22 protein-coding genes are annotated in these 19,810 nt (G+C 69.7%); 14 read left to right on the top strand and 8 right to left on the bottom strand.

What is annotated here, in order from left to right; genetic code table 11:
• Positions 1-2 precede the first annotated feature (2 nt).
• On the bottom strand, positions 3-650 hold the full coding sequence (locus ACT3S3_RS06780; RefSeq protein ID WP_301441868.1) for a DUF4194 domain-containing protein: 648 nt from the start codon (positions 648-650) through the stop codon (positions 3-5).
• Complete coding sequence (locus tag ACT3S3_RS06775) at positions 647-2,161, bottom strand: DUF3375 domain-containing protein (RefSeq protein ID WP_444626466.1); 1,515 nt, start codon at positions 2,159-2,161, stop codon at positions 647-649. Before ACT3S3_RS06775 ends, ACT3S3_RS06780 begins: the two co-directional genes overlap by 4 nt.
• Before the next feature lie 211 nt (positions 2,162-2,372).
• On the opposite strand from ACT3S3_RS06775, the gene ACT3S3_RS06770 reads away from it, so the two are divergent.
• Genes ACT3S3_RS06770 through ACT3S3_RS06760 form a run of 3 tightly spaced genes read left to right on the top strand, consistent with a single transcriptional unit; the run spans position 2,373 to position 4,518 of the window.
• Positions 2,373-3,080, top strand: coding sequence for an MSMEG_4193 family putative phosphomutase (locus ACT3S3_RS06770; RefSeq protein WP_301441870.1), 708 nt, complete (start codon positions 2,373-2,375; stop codon positions 3,078-3,080).
• Positions 3,081-3,134: 54 nt separating this feature from the next.
• Positions 3,135-3,719, top strand: a complete 585-nt coding sequence (locus tag ACT3S3_RS06765; RefSeq protein WP_301441871.1) for a DUF3090 domain-containing protein — start codon at positions 3,135-3,137, stop codon at positions 3,717-3,719.
• Position 3,720: 1 nt separating this feature from the next.
• Positions 3,721-4,518 (top strand): SCO1664 family protein, encoded by a 798-nt coding sequence (locus ACT3S3_RS06760; RefSeq protein WP_301441872.1) that lies wholly within the window; start codon positions 3,721-3,723, stop codon positions 4,516-4,518.
• Here the strand turns inward: ACT3S3_RS06760 and ACT3S3_RS06755 are convergent, their stop codons facing one another.
• Positions 4,519-5,166 carry a YczE/YyaS/YitT family protein gene (locus tag ACT3S3_RS06755; protein WP_301441873.1) on the bottom strand — a complete coding sequence of 216 codons (648 nt, stop codon included), beginning with the start codon at positions 5,164-5,166 and terminating at the stop codon, positions 4,519-4,521.
• A gap of 76 nt (positions 5,167-5,242) precedes the next feature.
• On the opposite strand from ACT3S3_RS06755, the gene ACT3S3_RS06750 reads away from it, so the two are divergent.
• Both ACT3S3_RS06750 and ACT3S3_RS06745 read left to right on the top strand, forming a co-directional pair.
• Entirely contained in the window at positions 5,243-6,121 is an 879-nt protein-coding gene (locus tag ACT3S3_RS06750) for an SMP-30/gluconolactonase/LRE family protein (RefSeq protein WP_301441874.1), read from the top strand.
• 18 nt (positions 6,122-6,139) lie between these two features.
• Complete coding sequence (locus tag ACT3S3_RS06745) at positions 6,140-7,189, top strand: glucose 1-dehydrogenase (protein ID WP_301441875.1); 1,050 nt, start codon at positions 6,140-6,142, stop codon at positions 7,187-7,189.
• Here ACT3S3_RS06745 and ACT3S3_RS06740 read toward each other — a convergent pair.
• Together ACT3S3_RS06740 and ACT3S3_RS06735 are read right to left on the bottom strand one after the other, a co-directional pair.
• The gene (locus tag ACT3S3_RS06740; RefSeq protein WP_301441876.1) at positions 7,170-8,333 is read right to left on the bottom strand and encodes an MFS transporter; all 1,164 of its coding nucleotides are present in this window, start codon (positions 8,331-8,333) and stop codon (positions 7,170-7,172) included. The two genes, ACT3S3_RS06745 and ACT3S3_RS06740, sit on opposite strands and share 20 nt — an antisense overlap.
• Entirely contained in the window at positions 8,330-8,653 is a 324-nt protein-coding gene (locus ACT3S3_RS06735; protein ID WP_301441877.1) for an ArsR/SmtB family transcription factor, read from the bottom strand. The genes ACT3S3_RS06740 and ACT3S3_RS06735 overlap by 4 nt, the downstream gene beginning before the upstream one ends.
• A 156-nt stretch (positions 8,654-8,809) precedes the next feature.
• Here ACT3S3_RS06735 and ACT3S3_RS06730 point away from each other — a divergent pair, with 156 nt between their 5' ends.
• From ACT3S3_RS06730 to ACT3S3_RS06720, 3 genes are all read left to right on the top strand, one after another.
• Entirely contained in the window at positions 8,810-9,535 is a 726-nt protein-coding gene (locus ACT3S3_RS06730; protein ID WP_444626463.1) for a class I SAM-dependent methyltransferase, read from the top strand.
• A 95-nt stretch (positions 9,536-9,630) separates the two neighbouring features.
• Complete coding sequence (locus ACT3S3_RS06725) at positions 9,631-9,927, top strand: PLD nuclease N-terminal domain-containing protein (RefSeq protein ID WP_301441878.1); 297 nt, start codon at positions 9,631-9,633, stop codon at positions 9,925-9,927.
• A gap of 35 nt (positions 9,928-9,962) precedes the next feature.
• Complete coding sequence (locus ACT3S3_RS06720) at positions 9,963-10,493, top strand: GNAT family N-acetyltransferase (RefSeq protein ID WP_301441879.1); 531 nt, start codon at positions 9,963-9,965, stop codon at positions 10,491-10,493.
• A gap of 82 nt (positions 10,494-10,575) precedes the next feature.
• Here ACT3S3_RS06720 and ACT3S3_RS06715 read toward each other — a convergent pair whose 3' ends face one another.
• On the bottom strand, positions 10,576-11,619 hold the full coding sequence (locus tag ACT3S3_RS06715) for an alpha/beta hydrolase (protein WP_444626460.1): 1,044 nt from the start codon (positions 11,617-11,619) through the stop codon (positions 10,576-10,578).
• 226 nt (positions 11,620-11,845) lie between these two features.
• Between ACT3S3_RS06715 and ACT3S3_RS06710 the strand changes: the two genes are divergently transcribed.
• Both ACT3S3_RS06710 and ACT3S3_RS06705 read left to right on the top strand, forming a co-directional pair.
• Positions 11,846-13,171 carry an SLC13 family permease gene (locus ACT3S3_RS06710; RefSeq protein ID WP_301441881.1) on the top strand — a complete coding sequence of 442 codons (1,326 nt, stop codon included), beginning with the start codon at positions 11,846-11,848 and terminating at the stop codon, positions 13,169-13,171.
• A gap of 133 nt (positions 13,172-13,304) precedes the next feature.
• Positions 13,305-14,447, top strand: coding sequence for a calcium:proton antiporter (locus ACT3S3_RS06705; protein ID WP_441582464.1), 1,143 nt, complete (start codon positions 13,305-13,307; stop codon positions 14,445-14,447).
• Here the strand turns inward: ACT3S3_RS06705 and ACT3S3_RS06700 are convergent.
• On the bottom strand, positions 14,352-15,617 hold the full coding sequence (locus ACT3S3_RS06700) for an MFS transporter (RefSeq protein ID WP_444626458.1): 1,266 nt from the start codon (positions 15,615-15,617) through the stop codon (positions 14,352-14,354). The genes ACT3S3_RS06705 and ACT3S3_RS06700 overlap by 96 nt on opposite strands.
• Positions 15,618-15,672: 55 nt before the next feature.
• Here ACT3S3_RS06700 and ACT3S3_RS06695 point away from each other — a divergent pair, with 55 nt between their 5' ends.
• From ACT3S3_RS06695 to ACT3S3_RS06680, 4 genes are all read left to right on the top strand, one after another.
• The gene (locus ACT3S3_RS06695; protein ID WP_301441884.1) at positions 15,673-16,407 is read left to right on the top strand and encodes an AraC family transcriptional regulator; all 735 of its coding nucleotides are present in this window, start codon (positions 15,673-15,675) and stop codon (positions 16,405-16,407) included.
• 117 nt (positions 16,408-16,524) lie between these two features.
• Complete coding sequence (locus tag ACT3S3_RS06690; RefSeq protein WP_444626457.1) at positions 16,525-17,298, top strand: ABC transporter ATP-binding protein; 774 nt, start codon at positions 16,525-16,527, stop codon at positions 17,296-17,298.
• Positions 17,298-18,065, top strand: coding sequence for an ABC transporter permease (locus tag ACT3S3_RS06685; RefSeq protein ID WP_301441886.1), 768 nt, complete (start codon positions 17,298-17,300; stop codon positions 18,063-18,065). Before ACT3S3_RS06690 ends, ACT3S3_RS06685 begins: the two co-directional genes overlap by 1 nt.
• Positions 18,062-19,087, top strand: coding sequence for an ABC transporter substrate-binding protein (locus ACT3S3_RS06680; RefSeq protein WP_301441887.1), 1,026 nt, complete (start codon positions 18,062-18,064; stop codon positions 19,085-19,087). The genes ACT3S3_RS06685 and ACT3S3_RS06680 overlap by 4 nt, the downstream gene beginning before the upstream one ends.
• On the opposite strand, the gene ACT3S3_RS06675 is transcribed toward ACT3S3_RS06680, so the two are convergent.
• On the bottom strand, positions 19,072-19,806 hold the full coding sequence (locus tag ACT3S3_RS06675; protein WP_301441888.1) for a lysophospholipid acyltransferase family protein: 735 nt from the start codon (positions 19,804-19,806) through the stop codon (positions 19,072-19,074). The genes ACT3S3_RS06680 and ACT3S3_RS06675 overlap by 16 nt on opposite strands.
• Between the last annotated feature and the right edge of the window lie 4 nt (positions 19,807-19,810).

Raw genomic sequence — 19,810 nt, 5'->3', positions numbered from 1 at the left:
CGTCACAGTTCCGTACCTCCGTCTTCCTGAACCTGTTTCTTCAGCCACTCGTCGAGCTCACGCAGCCGGTCGGCGCTGAGCACGATCTCCACCAGCGGGCTGATGCGGTAGCGGCCCTCGGTCTCCTCGTCGATCACACCCTCCTGGCGCAGGCGGCCGAGGGCGTTGCGGATGAGCTTCTGACGCCGCGCGACGTCCCCGTTGGCCTGCGTGAAGTAGGTCATCACGGTCTGCTCGACCTCCTCGACGTCCACCCGGGCGGCGAGTTCGCCGGCGGTGGACTCGCGCTGGTAGACGGTGCGCAGGTACACCAGCACCAGCGTCTCGGCACGGGTGTAGGCCTCATCGCGCAGCAGGATCGGCACGTCCAGCTCGTCGGAGCGGACCTGCTGCTTGTAGGCCACCCCGCGGTCGGAGTCGACGACCAGGCGCACGAACAGGTCGTGCAGCCGCGACTCGATGACCTGCTGGTTGTCCATCAGCACCTTCCAGTCCTCCCGGTTACGGTCGGCCTGCAGGAACCGGCGCTGCAGCAGACGCACCAGCACCCGGCGCACCTCCGGGTCCAGCACACCGCGGTCGCCGGCGAAGCACTCGTCCGGGTCCTGCTCCATCGGCACGGTGTCGATGAACGGCTCGTTCTCGGTCATTGCTCAGCTCCTCGGTCGGTGTCGACTGCTGTGTTTGCTGTGACGGCGCCGAAGGCGAAGCGCCGGACGGTGCCGTCGGGGCGCACGGTCTCCACCACGGAGACGTCCTCGCCGTCCTGCATGCCGTTGCGGTGCGCGATCTCCAGCAGGCCCAGCAGGTCGACGGGACGTCTGGCGTCCTGCGGGACCGCGGCGAAGGCGTCGGCGAGGTCGAAGCTGTCGCCGTCCAACCCGGCGACGTACTCCTCCAGCTCGCGGTAGTACGGCCCGCCCCAGGCGCGCGTGTCGGCGTGGAGGAACTCCACGTCCGACTCGTCCGACCGCAGCGGCTCCGGACCACCGGGCACCTCCAGGTCGTTGAGCGTCTGACGCAGATGCCCCAGGTGCGCGGTCGGGAAACTGCGCAGCGGCTCGACCTCGTCATGCCGGCGCGCCTGCGCCCCGGTCTGATGCATCCACGTCTGCAGCCCCGACATCACGGTGCGCAGCAGGTCGTCGACCTCCCGGTCACGCACCGGGTCGTGGGTCCGCACCTGCGCGGTGATCACGTGCGACGCCCGACGCTGCGCCGTGAGCACCTCCTGCACGCCCTGCTCCACACGCCGCGCGATCGCCAGCAGCTCCCGACGCTGCTCGGCACCCATGTGCCGGGAGAACGGCAACGCCATCAGCATGCTGAGCTGGTCGGTGAGGTGGTCGATGTGCTCCGGGTCGCCGATGAGGTTCAACGCCCCGGAGAACGCCCGGCCCTCCGGGGTGGCCTCCATGACGTGCTGGCCACGGTGCAGGTACTCGCGCAGGACCTCGCCGGTGGGCCGGACGTCCTGACGCAGGTCCGCGACCACGTCGCGCTGCATCGCGTTGATCGACTCCGCCACCCGGGCGAAGTCCGCCGGCAGCTCGCGGGACAGGTGTGCGACGTTCTCCGCCTCCTCGAGCAGCTGGTCGTCGTCGACGGGGTCGATCTCGCCGCGTTCGAGCCGTGCGATCTCCTCGTCGATCGAGGCACGTTCGGCCTGCAGCGTGGCGATGCGTTCCTGCGGGTCGGTCTCGGCGGCGTGGGCGAGCTGGTCCACGGCGTCCAGCAGGGTGCGCACACGCGAGCGCGACACCCGCGCACGTCCCAGGCCGCTGCGTCCGACGATCTCCAGGGCGCCGACGGCCTGCGCGGAGAGCCGGTAGACCTCCACGTCGTCCTCGATCTGCGGGACGAGCCAGCCGACGCGCACCCAGTAGCGGCAGATCTCCCGGCCGGTGCCGGACGGCAGGCCACGGGAGCCCCGGTCGACCCGGTCGTCCTCGTCGTAGCCGGCGGCACGCAGCTCGTCGACGACGTCCCCGACTTCCACGTGGGCGTCCGAGATCGCCACGGTGGGACGGTCCGGGGTGAAGATCAGCGACAACGCCGCGACGACGAACGGCGCGTACCTGCCGTGCAGCAGGTCAAGCGTCGGATTCCTGAAGGCCGCCGCCGTCCGCTGATAGGCCGCCTCTGCACGCATGATTACCATCGGGGAAGAGTGTAGCCCCCGGCTCGCGGGCCACAGAGTCGCCGGGGTCAGCGGTGGGTGGGCGCCGGGCGGGGTGGCGTGCCCCTCCTGCCACGATGTCACCTGAGTCATGCCCCGGGGCAGTTCCCGCCCTGAAAATGCCCCCAGGGCATGGCTCAGATGACATCGGCCCCACTGCACGACCGGCCCCACCACGGCTAACCTCGGCGCCATGGCCACAGTCATCCTGGTCCGCCACGGACGCAGCACCGCGAACACCGACGGCGTCCTCGCCGGACGCACCCCCGGCGTCCTCCTCGACGACACCGGGCACCACCAGGCCCACCGCACCGCCGCACGCCTCGCCGAGGTCCCCCTGGCCTCCGTCGTCGCCAGCCCACTGGAGCGCTGCCAACAGACCGCGAAAACCATCATCGACCAGCAGACAACGGCACCCGAGCTCATCACCGAGCACGGCATCGTCGAGTGCGACTACGGCGACTGGCAAGGTCGCTCACTCGCCGAACTCGGCAAGGAAGATCTGTGGAAGACGGTCATTGAGCAACCGTCCGCCGCGCAGTTCCCCGGCGGGGAATCGTTGACGGATATGCAGGAGCGTTCCGTCGCCGCGGTCCGGCGCCACGATGCCGCGATCGAGTCCGGACACGGACCCGGAGCGGTGTGGGCGGCGGTGAGCCACGGCGACATCATCAAGTCCGTCATCGCCGACGCCTACGGCATGCCCTTCGACCACTTCCAGCGTGTGCACGCCGACCCCGCGTCGGTGACGATCATCCGCTACACCGCGGCGATGCCGCACGTGCTGTGCGTGAACACCACCGACGGCGACCTGTCCTGGCTCGCGGCACTGGCCACGGCCGCCAGCAACACCGGCGACACCGAAGCACAGGTCGGCGGCGGCGCCGGCCACTCGCGCTGATCTCCGCGACCTATTTGATGCACCGGCACGTCCAAGGCTCCTACAATGGGCCCCATGCCCACCACCACACACGGATTCGACTGGCCGGACCGCTTCGTCGTCGGCACTGTGGGGATGCCCGGTGACCGGACGTTCTACCTGCAGGCCCGCGACCGTGGCACCACGGTCAGCGTCGCCCTGGAGAAGCAGCAGTCCGCCGCGCTGGCGGAGGGGATCGCCGAGCTGCTCGGCAAACTCCGCAGCCAGGACGGCAACCCCTTCAACGTCCCGGACGTCACCGACGAGCTGCTCGTCGACGATGATCCGCTGGACATGCCCGTCGACGAGGAGTTCCGGGTCGGGGTGCTCAGCCTGGGCTGGGACCCGAAGACCTCGCAGGTGGTGATCGAAGCCGCTCCCCCGCCGGAGCTGGACGCCGAGGAGCTCGAGGAGCTGCAGGCGTCGGTGGACGCCGATGAGCCGGTCGAGCTCGAGGTCGAGCCGGACGAGCTGCTGTCGGTGCGCATCCCGGTGGGTGCGGCGAAGGCGTTCGTGGACCGGACGTTGGCGATCGTGAACTCGGGGCGTCCGCTGTGCCCGCGCTGCGGTGAGCCGATGGACCCCGAGGGCCACGAGTGCGGCATCCCCGACGGGCTGTGACGTGAGCTCCGACGTCACCGGTACTCTCCCGCAGGGCGAGCTCGAACTGGAGGGGCGCATCGTCGCCGCGTCGAACGCCACCTTCCGTGGCACCGTCGACGGGACACTGGTGGTGTACAAGCCGCTGATCGGCGAGAAGCCGCTGTGGGACTTCCCGGACCGAACCCTGGCACGCCGGGAGGTGGCGTCCTACGTCCTGTCGGACGCCCTGGGTTTCGACGTGGTGCCGCGCACCTGGTTGCGCGACGGCCCGTTCGGCGAGGGCATGGTGCAGCTGTGGTGCGAGCCGGTCACCGACACCTCGCCGGTCGAACTGGTGGCCACGCCGGACGCCCCGCGGCTGGTCGCCGACGGCTGGCGTCACGTCCTCGACGGCGTCGACGAGGACGACGAGCCGGTGTCGTTGCTGCACGAGGACTCCCCCGCGTTGCGGCGCATGGCGCTCTTCGACGTGCTGGTCAACAACGCCGACCGCAAGATCGGCCACATCCTGCCCGCCGCCGGCGGGCACCTGTTCGGCGTGGACCACGGCCTGACCTTCCACACCGAGGACAAACTGCGCACGGTGCTGTGGGGTTGGGTCGGTGAGGACCTGCAGGACGCCGAACTCGCCGCGGTGCGCGCGGTGCGCGACGGCCTCACCAGCGACGTCACCGGCGGACTGGCCGAGCGGCTCGGCGAGCTGCTCAGCGTCGCGGAGGTCGCCGCCCTGGCCGGGCGGTGCGACCGGCTGCTCGCCGCGGGCCGGTTCCCCGCCCCGGGCGGCCACATGCCGGCGGTGCCGTGGCCGGTGTTCTGACTACTTCTTTCCCACGAGGCGTTCCACGGCGGGCCGGTTGAACTTCTCGGTGAAGTTCTGGATCAGCGGCCCGTTGAAGAACGCGGTCATCACGGTACCGAAGCCGACCTGGCCCTTGAACAGGATCGCCAGGACCACGATCAGCACGTCCTGCGGGACGCGGACCCAGGTGTAGGACAGCTTGGTGCGCTCCACGATCATCGGCGCGATCGCGTCGTAGGGGGCGGTTCCGACCCCGGCGCTCATGTAGGCGCTGGCGCCGAAGGCGAAGACCCCGATGCCGATGAGGAAGAACATGGTCATCACCAGCATCGACGGATCCTCGGGCTTCAGCGGCTTGAGCATCCAGGTGAACAGGTCGATGAAGAACCCGGTGAGCACCATGTTGATCACGGTGCCGGGCCCGATGTACTTGCGCCCCCAGATCAGCACGGGGATGAACAGCACGAGGTTGCTGAGCAGCTGGTAGGCGCCCAGTGTCCACCCGAGCGACGCCGCGATGCCGATGTTCATCGCGGTGTACGGGTCGACGCCGACCCCACCCGTCTGGAGGATGGCCGCGCCCAGTCCGATTATGATTACGCCGAACAATGCATAGCCACTGCGCAGCAGTGTCTCCCGTGTCGTCCGGTCTCCTGTTTTCGCCATGCCGCCACGCTACCCCGCGATACCTGCGGGGGTAGCCTTACCACACTGCGTTCGGGGCGTGCCTACACTCAGATTTATGAGAGCCTCACAGTTCACCGAGCCGGTCGCTTTCCACGCCGAGGGCCCCGTGTGGTGGCCGCAGGACGGTTCGTCCGTCGCCGGAACGCTGCGCTACGTCGACATGACCGCAGGTCGGGTCCTCACCGCCGCGCAGGACGGATCGGTCACCGCCGTCGCCGTCGGCGACCCGGTCGCCGCGTTCCTGCGCCCCCGCCGGGGCGGCGGAGCGGTGGTCGCCACCGAGCACGCCGTCCGCCTCGCGGACGACCCGGCCCTGTCCGACCTGGCACCGGTGGTGGACGTCCTGTCCTCCTCCGAGGTGCGCTTCAACGACGGCGGCTGCTCGCCGGACGGGACGCTGTACGGCGGGTCGATGCGCTACGACCAGGCGTCCGGCGGCGGGGTGCTGGTGGCGCTGGCCGCCGACCGCACCGTGACCACGGCACTGGAGGCGGTGACGGTCTCCAACGGCATCGACTGGAGCCCGGACGGGACGCTGGCGTACTACAACGACACCCCGACCCGCTCGACGCAGGTGTTCTCGTGGGACGCCGAGCAGGGCCTGCACGACGGACGGACCCTGTTCACCCTCGACGACGCCGACCCGGCCGGTGGGCCCGACGGGTTGTGCGTGGACGCCGAGGGCAACGTGTGGACCGCCGTCTACGGCGGCTCACGCGTGGAGTGCCGGGACCCCTCGGGACGCCTGGTCGAGCAGGTGGACCTGCCGGTCACGAACATCACCGCCTGCACCTTCGGCGGTGTGGACCTGGACCGCTTGTTCATCACCACGACCAGGGAGAGCGTCCCCGACGGCACCCAACCCACCGCCGGGGCGGTCTACGTCGCCGAACCCGGCGTCCAGGGACAACCCGTCCGGCAGTACGCCGGATAGTCGATTTCAGGAGGAACCATGAAAGCCATCACTGTAGAACCAGGTCGGGCCGACTCCCTGACCGTCGAGGAGTTCGACGCCCCCACCCCGGGGCCCGGCGAGCTGCTCGTCCGTGGACTCGCCCTCGGCGTGTGCGGAACCGACCACGACCTGAACTCCGGCGGTTACGGCTGGGCGCCGGAGGGCCACAAACGCCTGATCATCGGCCACGAGTCCCTCGGAGAGGTCATCTCTGCCCCGGAGGGCTCCGACTTCGCCGAGGGTGACCTGGTCGTCGGCGTGGTGCGCCGTCCGGACCCGGAGCCCTGCGGCGCCTGTGCCCGCGGCGAGTTCGACATGTGCCGCAACGGCGAGTACCGCGAGCGCGGCATCAAGGAGATCGACGGCTTCGGCTCCCAGGAGTGGGTCGTGGACAAGGACTTCGTGGTCAAGGTCGACCGGGCGCTGGGCAAGACCGGCGCCCTGCTGGAGCCGACCTCCGTCGTGGCCAAGGCCTGGGACCAGGTCGACCGGGTCGGCAACCGTGCGTGGAACGAGCCGACCACCGTGGTGATCACGGGCGCCGGTCCGGTGGGTCTGCTGGCCGCACTGATCGGCCAGCAGCGTGGCCTGGACGTCCACGTCGTGGACCGGGTGGAGGACGGCATCAAGCCGAAGCTGGTTGCTGACCTGGGCGCGACCTACCACACCGGTGAGTTCCGGGAGATCCTGGACACCGTGGACCCGGACATCATCATCGAGACCACCGGTGCCGGCCCGCTCGTCGGCGCCTCCCTGACCCACGCGCACCCCTACCCGGTCGTCTGCCTGCTCGGCATCCAGGAGGGTGACCCGATGGAGGTCGACATCGCCGCCGCGGGCAAGCGCATGGTGCTCAACAACACCGCCGTGGTCGGTTCCGTCAACGCCAACGTTGACCACTGGCGGGCCGCGGCCAAGGCCCTCGGCGACGCCGACCGCGACTGGCTGTCGTCGCTGGTCACCCGCGTGGTGCCCCTGTCGAACTACGAGGAGGCCTTCGACCACCGGGACGACGACATCAAGGTGCTCATCGACCTGCAGGCCTGACCGGGTCGCCGCCGCGCGTTAGCAGCAAGCTGACGGCACCGGCGAGCAGCAGTGCTCCGCCAGCGGGGAGGAGAGCCCACCCCGCGAGGTCCGCTGCGACGGCCCCGCCGCTGAGCAGACCGCTTCCCGCCGCAGCGCCTACGGCAGAACCGAGGTACATCGCCGCCATCTGAAAGGCGATGACCGGCATGGCCTGGGCAGGTCGGTCGGCCGTCAGCGCCTGTTGCAGTGTGGGCACCGTAGCCCAGCCCGCCGCGCCCCAGAGCGCCGCGGCGATGATCCACACGATGGGGTTCGCACTGGTCCAGGCCAGGCTGAAGCCGAGCGCGAGAACCAACGGGAGCGCGATGAGGAACGGTCGTGGACCGACGCGGTCGAGTGGTTTGCCGATCAGGGCCGTTGCCCCGACCCCACCGATGCCCCAGGCCCACACCAGTGCGAACCCCCAGTCGTCCAGGCCGCGGGATTCCGCCATCGGCAGGAGATAGGTGTACAGCGCCAGGCTCGCGACACCGAGAAGGAATGCGGCCACAACGCCGAGGCTGGTCTTCGCCGAGCGCAGCACGCTGAAGACCGGCCCACCACCACTGTCCAATACCGGGAGGTGACGGGCTCGCAAAGCGAGCGCCGCCATGCTGCATACTCCGAAAGCGACGACCAGGGCCATGGTCCACCGCCAGCCCGCTGTGTCGCCGATCAGCATGCCGAGGGGGACGCCGGCGACCGTTCCGGCGGAGAGCCCGAAAGTCACCATCGACATCGCGCGGCCCCGTTCGGTGTCGTCCACCATGGCCGCCGCCGTCGCCGTGGCGACAGCGGTGAGGATGCCGGCACCTGCACCGGCGATGACCCGTGAAACGAGGAATACTTCCACGCCAGGTGCCAGGGTGGTGATGAGATTGCCGAGGTTGAAGACCCCGAGCGCGATCAGCAATGCACGGGCGGTGCTTCCCCGGGTCAGCCGTCCTGACAACAGAGGGCCCGCCACCGCGTACGCGGCAGTGAACGCCGTGACACCGAGTCCGATCATCGCTGCGGTGGTGGACAGGGAATCGGCGATCTGCGGCAGGACGCCGGCGAGGACGTAGGCGTCGATACCCAGGGCAACTGCGGCGGCGGTCAACGGCCATACCTTGCGGATCAAGGGTCCACCTCCTCGTATCCGCCGAGCACGGTGTCGATAAGTCCGGGGAAGCGGGACTCAAGGTCATCGCTACGCAACTCGATCATGCACTTGCGCCCCTCCGCACGGACGAAGACAACGCCCGACTCCCGGAGGAGCCTGGTGTGGTGCGTCAAGGTGGAGCGAGGCAGGTCGGGTCCGAGCTCGAGACTGTCGACCTCGCCACCATCGGAGAGCATGCGAACCATATTCAGCCGCAGTGGTTCACTGAGCGCGAAAAGTACGCGGTGGATGGTGATGTCGTCTGTGTCGGGATGTTCGTAGGTCCTGGATGGGGACATGCTCTTCTCCTCATTCGTTCGAATATTTCCGCACGATGATAGTGCGATAATTCCCGCACGGTCAAGGTGCGGTTGGGCTTTCCCGGTTCGTTAGAGTGGCCCCATGAGGTCATTCGAGGAGCTTGTCGCCGAGGCCGGGGCCGCCGACGTGGACGGTTGGGTTTTTCCTGGCTCGATGGCAGGGCCACCGAGGAGCGCCCGCCCTGGGGGTACGCCGGCCTGCTGTCCGCGCGGTTGGGGACCCTGGCGCAGAATCCCGGTGCCGCCGCCCTGGACATCGACACCGGCGGCGGTGAGGTGGTCGACGAGGCCCGCGTCCTGCCACGTCGCATGTCGGTGACGGAGTCCTGGCCGCCGAACGCGGACCGCGCCCGCGAGCGGCTCGGTCCCCGGGGCGTGGAGGTCGTCGGGACGCACGGGGCGCAACGGCTCCCCTTCCCCGACCGGTCCTTCGACCTGGTCAGTTCCCGGCACCCGGTGTCCCCGGACTGGTCGGAGATCCACCGGGTGCTCAAGCCCAGCGGACGCTACCTCGCGCAGCACGTGGGTCCGGCGTCCGGCTTCGAACTCATCGAGTACTTCCTCGGTCCGCATCCGGTGGAACGCGCGGCGCGGGACCCGCACGGGCCGGACGGGGAGGTCGCCGCCGCCGAGGCGTCCGGCCTGAGCGTCCGACGCCTGGAGACGGCCCGCTGCCGGATGCAGTTCTTCGACGTCGGTGCCGTGGTGTGGCTGCTGCGCAAGTGCGTGTGGTGGGTGCCGGACTTCTCGGTGGAGCGCTACGCCGATGCCTTGCGGGAGTTGGACGCCGGCATGCGCGCGGGCCGTCCGTTCACCGCGTACTCCAGCCGGCACCTCATCGAGGCGTCCCGACTCCCGTGAGTCATACCGTGAATCATCCCGTGGTCTGACGACGAGACCTCCTCCCCAGCGGCATCATGGTGGCAATACATCCCCACCACCTCTGGAGGAAAACAATGCAGTACACACTCGCCGCGGTCACCAACTCCGACGGAAGCCTGTCCGATGGCTGGGCCATCGCACTACTCGTCGTCCTCGGCGTCATCGCCCTGGCCCTGCTGGCCTTCATCATCGCCGCACTCGTCAGCGTCGTCACCAGCGACGTACTCGCCGGCGGCGGCAAGGCGGTCTGGTTCCTGCTGATCCTCGCCTTCCCGCTGCTCGGCGCGGCACTGTGGTTCCTGTGGGGACGCAAGGGGCAGTTCACCCAGAACGACGTCGCCGCGAACCGGGCCCAGAACGTCGCTCCCTGACAGGGCTCGACAACAACGTCAATACACTGGTCACCATGCCACTCACGCTCCGCCTGCCCGTCTCCACCGATGAAGCCCGCGTGCGTGAGTTGAACGCCACCTGCTCCACCGAGAGTTTCGACTTCCTCGCCGGCGCAGGACAACTCAGCCCCAACGCTGCCTCGGCAGGCCCGGCCGATGAAACAGGTGCCGTCCGTTCCGACTGGGCGGACTTCCTCGAGAGCGTCCGGTGTCAGCACCGGGGCGACAAGCTTCCCCCAGGTTGGCTCCCCGCAGACTTCCTCCTCGCAGAAGTACACGGAGCCGAGACCGGGATTGCTGCCGAGCCCACCCTCGTAGGTCGTTCCTCCATCCGCTACGGCCTCACCGAGAACCTGCTGAACTACGACGGTCACATCGGATATGCCGTGGCACCGGATTTCCGACGTCGGGGCTACGCCACCGAAATCTTGCGCCAGTCCCTGGCCCGACTCGCCGACCATGACATTCACCGGGCACTACTCACGTGCGACGACGACAACGCCGGATCGGCCGCCGTCATCGAGGCCAACGGAGGAGTTCTTTAGGACCTCCGCACCAAACCCGGCGACAGCGTACCCAAACGCCGCTACTGGATCCCGTGCTGACGTCCCCCGGCGACCCTCCCCGTCAGATCCTGTCGAGGAACGTCCAGATCGTGCCCTTGTCGAAGGCCGCACGCCGCCACGTGGGCCAGGTGTGACCGCCGAAGATGTCGTAGCGGAACTCGAAGTTGTCCAGTCCCCGGCGCACGGTCTCGGCCTGGAGCTGCCCGGTCATCACGAACGTCCCCGTCTCCACTGGCCCGCCGAGGAACATCGCGGCCGACGGATTCTCACTCCGCAGCTCCTCGGGGTGCACGATGCCGGTGGACACGTTGACCAGCACCGGCATGGTGAGATTGTCCAGGTTGAGGGTCGGGTTGTTCGCCGCACGGCTGGCCTCGGACGTCCAGGGAGCCCGGCCGCGGTCACTGAGGCGGGTGGCGCTGGTGTCGATGGCGAAGCGTCCTCCCGGCGACTGAGGGTCGTAGATTCCGCTGAGCGCGTAGACGGAGTTGTACTGCTCGGGATGCTTCGAGGCGATGTTCATCGTGGCGTAGGCCCCGGCGCTCAGCCCGACCACACCGGTGGTCCCCCGCCCGCCGTCCGGCACGTCGAAGGAGTTCTCGAGGTAATCCGGGAGTTCGTCGACGAGGAAGGTCTCGAACTTAGCGTCGTCGGCGTCGCCGGGGGCGTCCTCGTCCCAGTTCTGCGACCAGGTCCACGGATCGGTGACCGGGAAGACGAGGGTCTTGTCCTCCTCCGCCAGGTGGTCGAGCGCACCGGCCTTGTCGACCCAGCCGTTGACCTCGCCGGAGTCCGCGCCGTCCAGGAACAGGGCGACCTTGGGGTTCTGCTCGGTGTGCGCGGGGCGCACGATCACGGAGAACTCGCGGCCCATCGACGGGGACGGGACCTGGCACTCCAGGGCGCCGGTGGCGTCCTGCGGTAGCGACGTCCCGGCGCCGGAGCTACCGAGGCTCCCGGAACCGCTGCTGGTGGACGACTCAGCGGCGTCCTGCGGGACGTACGCCTCGCAGCCGGACGGCGCAGGACGTTCCGCTGCGTCCGCCACCACCGGTGGCAGGACCGCGACCGTACCGACGGCGGCGAGGGCGCCGGCGGTGAGCACGGCGGCCAGTCTGGTGGATCGTATGGGGAGGAGAGATGAGGGGTGCGCGGGCCTTCCCGCGGAGGGCAACGTCATGAATAAGCAGGTTACCGGGGCAAACGTATCCGCGGGGCGGAATGACCCGAAGCCCACCCCCGCGCCAGCGTCGGTCCCGAGAACGTTAGCTTCACCAAGCGGAGTACCATGACCCCGGTTATCCACCCGTCGCCACCCGCCAAGGAGTCCCGTGAGCCCGCACGTCCTGACGATCACCGTCCTGGTGCTGATCTTCCTCATCGGCACGCTACGCAACGTCAACCTCGGCATCCTCGGACTGGTCGGTGCATTCATCGTCGGCCTGGCGGTACCCGGTTTCGGCGACGGCGAAGGCGAAGGCGGCGGCGCCGACGGGGTGTTCGACCAGGTCTTCGCCGGGTTCCCGGTGGACCTGATGATCGCGCTGATGGGCCTGACGTACCTCTTCGGGTTCGCCCAGCAGAACGGGACGATCGACATCATCCTCGACTGGGCGATGAAGGCCGTGCGCGGCAACCGGGCGGTGATGCCCTGGATCTTCTTCGCCCTGACCGGCGCGTTCATGTCGATCGGCGCGATCTTCGCCATCGGCGTGATCTCCCCGCTGGCCATCCCCTTCGCCCGCCGCTACCGCATCAACCAGCTGATGATGGGCATGATGGTCGTGCACGGCGGCATGGCGGGGCTGCTCTCCCCGCTGAGTGTCTACGGCATCTACGTCAACGACTTCCTGCGCAGCAACGACCTCGGCAACCACCAGTGGACGCTGTTCCTCATGGCACTGGGGTTCAACGTGCTGATGGGGTGCATCGTGTACCTCTTCCTCGGCGGACGCCAGCTCTTCGGCGCACGGGCACGCGCGGACCTCGAGCTCGTCAGGGCCGACGAGGAGGGCGGTACGGGCGGGACCGACCGGACGGACCAGACGACGCGCCGTCACACCCGCGTCGGCTGGTACCAGGTGGTGACCATGGTCGGTCTGGCCGCGCTGGTCCTCGGCGCCGGCATCTTCGGCCTGAACATCGGTGTGGTGTCCCTGGTCATCGGCGGCTGCCTGGCGATCCTGAAGCCGGCGGCGTCGCACACGGCCCTGGCGAACGTCTCCTGGTCCACGATCGTGCTGGTCGGCGGCATGATCACCTACATCGAGGTGCTGGAGGCCGCCGGCACTGTCGACGTGATCTCCGACGCGGTGTCCTCCCTCGGCGCCCCGCTGATCGGGCTGCTCCTGCTGTGCTACCTCTCGGGCATCGTGTCGGCGCTGGCGTCGTCGATCGCCACGATCGGCATCGCCATCACCATGGCCGCGCCGTTCCTGGTCAGCGGCGACCTGCCGATCGCGGGCACCGCCGCCGCCATCGCCATCGCCGCCACCGTGGTGGACGTCTCCCCGTTCTCCACGAACGGTGCGATGGTGCTGGCCAACGTGGACTCCGCCCACCGCGACCGCTTCTTCCGCCAGATGCTCGTGTACTCCGGGGTGGTCGTCCTCATCGGCCCCGCGCTGGCCTGGCTGCTGGTGTTCCTGCCGTTCTGACCGGAGACGGACACCCCCACCCACACTGCCGCACCGGTGCTACCATGGCCACGAACATGAACTCCGGCGGGACGACCCGTCGGCACACCGCATGAGCAGGGACGGCCCCGCGGAAATTTCCGGGTACATGATCATGACCAGTGCATCCGCCCTGCGCGAGACCCTCACAACGTCCGTCGTCGCGCGTCTCGTCCTCGGCTGGGGGACCTTCCTGGCCACCCTCCTCGCCGGCCCCGTCCTCGACGGCGACCTGTCGACCCCGGCACTCACCGCCGTCCTCGTCGGCCTCGTCGGCGTGATCGTCGTCTGCGCCTTCGGCGTGGTCGCCCAGGCCGAACACCTCGCCCACCGCCTCGGCGACCCCTACGGCACCCTCGTGCTGACCCTGTCGATCGTGGTCATCGAGGTCATCCTGATCTCAGCGGTGATGCTCGGCCCCGGCGAACACACCACCATCGCCCGCGACTCGGTGATGGCGGTGTCGATGATCATCCTCAACCTCGTCGTCGGCGTGGCCCTGCTCGTCGGCGGCACACGCCACGGCGACCTCACCCCCAACCGGACGGGCACCTCGTCCTACCTCGCCCTGCTCGTGGTGCTGTCCACGATGGCCTTCGTGATGCCGGGCCTGATCGGGTCGGACGGCTCCTACACCTCCGTCCAGGCGGTGACCATCGCACTGCTCACCGTGGTGCTCTACGCCTACTTCCTGTACCGCCAGACCGGCGCGCAGGCCGCCGACTTCCGGGAGGTCACCGCCGAAACAACCACGCAGAAAACCACGCAGGACGCCCCGGCGCCGCGCGCCGACGGCGCCGGGCACCGCCCGGAGATCATCGCCCGCTCGGTCGTCCTGCTGCTCACCGTCCTGCCCATCGTGCTGCTCTCCCACGACATGGCCACGCTGCTGGACGAGGGCCTGGCCCGCGCCGGCGCTCCCGTGGCGTTGTCCGGCGTGCTCATCGCCATGGTCGTCTTCCTGCCGGAGACGATCACCGCGGTGCGCGCCGCCTACGCCGGGGAGATCCAGCGGGTCAGCAACCTGTGCCACGGCGCCCTGGTGTCCACGGTGGGGCTCACGATCCCGGCGGTGCTGGTCATCGGCATGGCCACCGGGCAGCACGTGGTGCTCTTCGAGTCCCCCACCAACCTGGTGCTGCTGGCGGTCACGCTGCTGTTGTCAGTGGCGAGCTTCACCGGCCGCCGGGTCACGGCGATCCACGGGGCGGCGCACCTGATGCTCTTCCTGGTCTTCGCCCTGTCGGTGTTCTCGTGAGGGGTCGCGCACCCCGGTCAGCACCGCGGCGGCGAGCAGCGGCAGGGCGATGAGCGGCAGCAGCGCAACCTCCAGACCCACGGTGTCGGCGGCCGCGCCGATCACCGGCGACGCCACCCCGCCGACCGAGACCGCCAGGCCGAGCGTCACACCGCTGGCGGTGCCGGGGTGCCGCGGCAGGTAGTCCTGCCCGAGTGTGACGTGCAGGGAGAACGGCACGTAGAGCACCACGGAGGTCAGCGCGATGAAGATCCACGCGACGGGCCCCGGGATCAGCAGCATGCCCGCGATCACGGACGTGGCCACCAGGTAGGACGCCCGCAGCACCATGGTGCGCGGCCACCGCCGGGCGAGGTGGCCGCCGAGCGCGGTGCCGACGGCGCCACCGAGGTAGAACACGAACAGGGAGGCAGAGGCCAGAGCGTCCCCCACGCCCCGGTACTCGTGCATGAACAGCACGATGAACGAGCCGATGCCCACGAAGACCACCGAGCGGCACATGATCGCCACGGTGGTGCGCAGGAAACTCCCCCAGTCCTCCGGCAGCGCGGACGCACCAGCCGTACCGGACGCACCGGCCGGTGCGTCCTGCGCGGCGTGCACGCGCCCGGCCCACACGGCCGCGACGATCCCGGTCACCGCGGGCACGGCGAGCAGCGGGCTGGCGCGAAGGCCCAGCACACCGACCGTGGCGGCGACGACCACCGGCGCCACGGCGAAACCGAGGTTGCCGCCGAGGGAGAACCAGGACATCACCACGTGGTCGTTGCCACTGATCTGCCGGGCGCGTCCCGCCGCGGCCGGGTGGTAGGCGGCCACCCCGACGCCGGACACCGCGGCGACCAGCACGGTCACCCACAACGCCTCCGAGACCGCCACCGCGGCGATGCCGGCCCCGGCGACGGCGATGCTCACCGGGATCAGCCAGCGCATGCGCCAGCGGTCGCCGAGCACGCCGAACAGCGGCTGGACCACCGACGACGCCAGGGAGGACGCCAGCACCACCCCGGCCGCCGCGGCGTAGCCGTAGCCGCGTTCCAGCACGAGGAAGGAGACGAGGGCGGCGACCGCGCCCTGGTAGAAGTCGACCGTGGCGTGGGAGTAGGACAGCAGGCGGACGCTGCGTCTGGCGGCGGGGCTGGCGGCGGTACTGGCGGCGTGCGGGGTCATGGGGTCCACCGTCGCAGACCCCGTACCCGGCGCGCTTTCACTAGACTGACGACCAATGTCAGGAATCCGCCACGTCGCCACCGCGCCCACCGAGACCCGTCGCCTCGGCCCGGGCTCCGACGTGACCCCGCACTCCCACGACACCCACCAGATCGTGTACGCCAGTTCCGGGGTGCTGGAGGTCCTCGTCCCGGAGGGCACGTGGTTCACACCGTCGGTGCGGGCCGTGTTCGTCCCGTCCGGCACGGTCCACAGCTGGACGGTGCACGGCAGCGCCACGGTGCACCTGGTCGGGGTGCCGGAGTTCCCCGGCACACCCCCTCTGCCCTTCCTGGTCCCGGCGACCCCGCTGTTCCGGGAGCTCGCCGTGGCCTGCGCCGACGCCGGTGCACCGGTCACCGCCGCGCAGCACCGCCTCCTCGGCGTGCTCACCGACCAGCTGGTCGCCACGGACGCCCCGCCGACGATGCTGCCCACGGTGCACGACCCACGCCTGCGCGACGTGCAGCGCGTCGTCGAGGAGGACCTGTCGGCCACCCTCCCTCTGGCGGCGCTGGGACGCCGGGTGGGGGCGAGCGAACGCACCCTGTCGCGGTTGTTCCGGGCGGAGTGCGGGATGGGGTTCACCACGTGGCGTCATCAGGTGCGGCTGCACCGCGCCACTCTCCTGCTGGCCGACGGGGCCCCGGTGACGCAGGTCGCCGCCGCATGCGGCTACTCCTCCCCCAGTGCGTTCATCACCGCGTTCCGTTCGTCGTTCGGGCGGACACCGGGGTCGTTGTACCGATAGCCTATGATGTTGTCACCAACTGAACACAGATCAACAGACACGGGGTGTCCCTGCACGCAGGGCCTGAGATCACACCCGCTGAACCTGAACTCATTCACATGAGCGGAGGAATGTCCCATGCCGGAAGTCCCGGCGGTGGCGCTCGACCATGTCGACGTCGCCTACCCGAATTCACCCGCCGTCCTCACGGACGTGCACCTCACCGTCCCTGCCGGGGAGCATGTCGCCGTCATCGGCCGCTCCGGCTGCGGGAAGTCCACCCTGCTGCATCTCGTCGCCGGCCTGCTCGAACCCGCCCGCGGCACGGTGCGCGTGCGCGACGGCTCCGGTGCGGACGCCCGGCTGGCCCACTGTGCGCTGATGCCGCAGGGCGACAGCCTGCTGCCGTGGTTCAGCGTGCGCGACAACGTCGCCGTCCCGCTGCGCAACCGGGGCGTGGGACGCCGTGCCGCCCGGGAACGCGCCACCGAGACCCTGGCGTGGTGCGGGCTGGAGCACCATGCCCGGCACCGTCCCGACCAGCTCAGCGGCGGGATGCGCCAGCGTGCCGCCCTGGCCCGCGCGCTGCTGGCGGACAAGCCGGTGCTGCTGGCCGATGAGCCGCTCGGGGCCCTGGACGCGATCACCCGCGCCGAGATCCAGGACTGGCTGCACGGGGTGCTCAGCACCACCGACACCACCATGGTCATGGTCACCCACGACGTGGACGAGGCCCTGCTGCTCTCCCACCGCGTGGTGCTCGTGGCCGACGGGAGCGTGGAGCCTGCCGGACGCAGCCGCGAGGGCTGGTTCGACCGCCGGCGCGGACGCGCCCGGGAGGACGTCCTGGCCGACCCGGGGTTCGCCGCCGCCCGCTCGGCGCTGCTGCGCGAACTCGCCGGGGGTGCGTGATGGTCCGCAGATTCACCACCACCGTGCTGCCGCCGGTGGTCACCGTCGTCCTCGTGGCACTGGCGTGGCTCTGGGCCACCGCCGGTGACCGGGTGGAGGACTACGTCCTGCCGTCACCGGGGGCGGTGTTCACCGCCCTGCAGGTCAACTGGGCCGACCGGCTGGCCTCCGCGACGTGGCTGACGGTGTCGGAGACCCTGCTCGGTATCGGTGCCGGGGTGGCCGTGGCCCTGCTGGTCACCGTCGCCGCCGGGTACCTGCCGGTCATCGGCCGGGCGTTCACCCCGCTGCTCATCGCCTCGCAGGCGATCCCCACGATCGTTCTCGGCCCGATCCTCACCATCGCCCTGGGCTACGGCATGCTGCCGAAGGTGATCGTGGTGGCGCTGGTGTGCTTCTTCCCCGTCGCCATGAACCTGCTCGCCGGCATCCGCGGGGTGGACGACCGGCTGGTGGACACGATGCGCAGCATGCACGGCACCCGCGTCTCGGTGTTCTGGCGGCTGCGCTTCCCCTCCGCCCTGCCCGCCGGCTTCGCCGGGCTGCGCGTCGCGGTGACCTACGCTCCGGTCGCCGCGGTGTTCTCCGAGTACACCGGCTCCTCCGACGGCATCGGCTACCTGCTGATGCAGGCCATCCCCCGGCTGCAGACCGACTACGTGTTCGCCCTGGTCGTGGTCCTCACCCTCATGTCCGCCCTCCTCCTGCTCACCGCCACCCTGCTGGAACGACTCTGCTGCCCCTGGGCACCGAAAGGCTCACGATGACCCCCTCCAAGCTGCTCTCCCGTCCCGCCGCCGTGATCGTCACCGCCGCCACGGTGCTCTCGCTCGCCGCCTGCTCATCCGGCGGGGACGCCTCCGACTCCGCAGACCAGACCCGTGTGCTGCTGGACTGGAACCCCAACCCCGACCACCTGGCCCTCTACACCGCCGAGCACACCGGCGCCTACGAGGACCGGGACCTGGACGTGGAGTTCCTGCTGCCCGGCAACACCGCCGACGCGGCGAAGGACGTCTCCCTGGGACGCTCCGACCTGGCCGTCAGCTACGAGACCTCGACCATCCTCGCCCGCGCCGAGGGCCTGGACGTGATCAACGTCGGCGCCCTGATCCCCACCCCGTTGAACTCACTGATCACCAAGAAGTCCTCCGGCATCACCACCCCGGCGGACCTGGAGGGCAAGACGGTGGCGACCTCCGGCTCGCCCTCGCAGACCGCCTCGCTGGACTTCATCGCCGAGAAGGCCGGCTTCGACGGCTCCACGATCACCACCCCGAACGTGCAGCAGAACCTGAACCAGGCACTGCTCAGCGACCAGGTCGACGCCATCTTCGGCGCCTACCCCAACATCGAGGGTGTGGAACTGGCCGAACGCACCGACATCACCACGCTCAGCGCCACGGAGATGGGCATCCCCTCCTCCGCGGAGCTGGTGATCATCGCCAACCCCACGCGCCTGGCGCAGGACGCCGACTACGCCGACCGCGTCCGGCGGTTCCTCGCCGGCACCGCCGCCGGACACGACGCCGCCCTGCAGGACCCCGACCTGGCGGTCGACGCCATGACCCCGGTGACCCAGGGGGCATACGACCCGGACCTGCTGGCCAAGATGGTCGACGCCACCGTGGACATCCTGCGCGAGGGCAACAGTGACGGCGACACCACCTTCGGTGTGCAGGACCCGCAGACCTGGGCGGACTACGCCGACTGGTTGCGCGACAACGGCCTGCTGGACACACTGGTGGACGGTGCGGCGGCCACCACGAACGACTACCTGCCGGAATAGCTCCTGTCCGCCTGGTCCGCCCTGTCTGCCCTGTCCTTGACCTGCTGCATCCGCTCCTGCAGCTCCCGGTTGTCCTCCCCCACGTCCCCGCTGGCGGTGAAGGGTTCACCGACGACCACGTGCACCGTCACCCGGCGTCCGCCGAGCCGGGGCCGCTGCCCCCTGGTCCAGAGTTTCTGTGTTCCCGAGCAGCCCACCGGCACGATCACGGCACCGGACTGCGCGGCCATCCGTACCGCGCCGGTCTTCAGCTCGCCGATCTCCTCCTCGTGACGGATGGTGCCCTGCAGGAAGACCGCCACGACCTCACCCCGGGCCAGGGCGTCCGCCGCCTCCGTGAGCGACTGTCCGCCCTTGCCGGGCGTGCGGTCCACCGGGATGCCGCCGAGTTCGACGAAGAGCTTCGTGATCCACCGGTTGGCGAAGGCCTCCTTCTTCAGCAGGGCGTGCGGCTTGCGGTCCCCGCGCACCACCATCGGGCCGTGTACCGGGAGCATGTCGTAGTAGGCCCGGTGGTTGGGTGTCAGGACCACCCCGCCGGTCAGCGGGATATTGGCCGCCCCCTCGATGCGCACCCGGATGTTCTGTACCCAGAACAGCCCCAGCAGCAGACTCTTGGCGACGTCGTAGGGCGCCCGGCGGCGCTGACGCGGCGCCGGGGGTGTCCCGTCGACGGTGGAGATGACGGCGCGCGCCACGCGGGACATTTCGTTCGACATGGTA

This window comes from Corynebacterium sp. AOP40-4SA-5 (assembly GCF_052377355.1).
Classification (GTDB): domain Bacteria; phylum Actinomycetota; class Actinomycetes; order Mycobacteriales; family Mycobacteriaceae; genus Corynebacterium.
The sequence above is the reverse complement of the archived record's forward strand: the minus strand, read 5'-3'. Positions and strand labels throughout refer to the sequence as shown.

What these genes read in the sequence shown, in the direction of transcription:
- ACT3S3_RS06780 (WP_301441868.1), bottom strand. Translation starts at nt 650, where the DNA reads ATGACCGAGAACGAGCCGTTCATCGACACCGTGCCGATGGAGCAGGAC.
- ACT3S3_RS06775 (WP_444626466.1), bottom strand. Translation starts at nt 2,161, where the DNA reads ATGGTAATCATGCGTGCAGAGGCGGCCTATCAGCGGACGGCGGCGGCC.
- ACT3S3_RS06770 (WP_301441870.1), top strand. Translation starts at nt 2,373, where the DNA reads ATGGCCACAGTCATCCTGGTCCGCCACGGACGCAGCACCGCGAACACC.
- ACT3S3_RS06765 (WP_301441871.1), top strand. Translation starts at nt 3,135, where the DNA reads ATGCCCACCACCACACACGGATTCGACTGGCCGGACCGCTTCGTCGTC.
- ACT3S3_RS06755 (WP_301441873.1), bottom strand. Translation starts at nt 5,166, where the DNA reads ATGGCGAAAACAGGAGACCGGACGACACGGGAGACACTGCTGCGCAGT.
- ACT3S3_RS06750 (WP_301441874.1), top strand. Translation starts at nt 5,243, where the DNA reads ATGAGAGCCTCACAGTTCACCGAGCCGGTCGCTTTCCACGCCGAGGGC.
- ACT3S3_RS06745 (WP_301441875.1), top strand. Translation starts at nt 6,140, where the DNA reads ATGAAAGCCATCACTGTAGAACCAGGTCGGGCCGACTCCCTGACCGTC.
- ACT3S3_RS06735 (WP_301441877.1), bottom strand. Translation starts at nt 8,653, where the DNA reads ATGTCCCCATCCAGGACCTACGAACATCCCGACACAGACGACATCACC.
- ACT3S3_RS06725 (WP_301441878.1), top strand. Translation starts at nt 9,631, where the DNA reads ATGCAGTACACACTCGCCGCGGTCACCAACTCCGACGGAAGCCTGTCC.
- ACT3S3_RS06720 (WP_301441879.1), top strand. Translation starts at nt 9,963, where the DNA reads ATGCCACTCACGCTCCGCCTGCCCGTCTCCACCGATGAAGCCCGCGTG.
- ACT3S3_RS06705 (WP_441582464.1), top strand. Translation starts at nt 13,305, where the DNA reads ATGACCAGTGCATCCGCCCTGCGCGAGACCCTCACAACGTCCGTCGTC.
- ACT3S3_RS06700 (WP_444626458.1), bottom strand. Translation starts at nt 15,617, where the DNA reads ATGACCCCGCACGCCGCCAGTACCGCCGCCAGCCCCGCCGCCAGACGC.
- ACT3S3_RS06695 (WP_301441884.1), top strand. Translation starts at nt 15,673, where the DNA reads ATGTCAGGAATCCGCCACGTCGCCACCGCGCCCACCGAGACCCGTCGC.
- ACT3S3_RS06690 (WP_444626457.1), top strand. Translation starts at nt 16,525, where the DNA reads ATGCCGGAAGTCCCGGCGGTGGCGCTCGACCATGTCGACGTCGCCTAC.
- ACT3S3_RS06685 (WP_301441886.1), top strand. Translation starts at nt 17,298, where the DNA reads ATGGTCCGCAGATTCACCACCACCGTGCTGCCGCCGGTGGTCACCGTC.
- ACT3S3_RS06680 (WP_301441887.1), top strand. Translation starts at nt 18,062, where the DNA reads ATGACCCCCTCCAAGCTGCTCTCCCGTCCCGCCGCCGTGATCGTCACC.
- ACT3S3_RS06675 (WP_301441888.1), bottom strand. Translation starts at nt 19,806, where the DNA reads ATGTCGAACGAAATGTCCCGCGTGGCGCGCGCCGTCATCTCCACCGTC.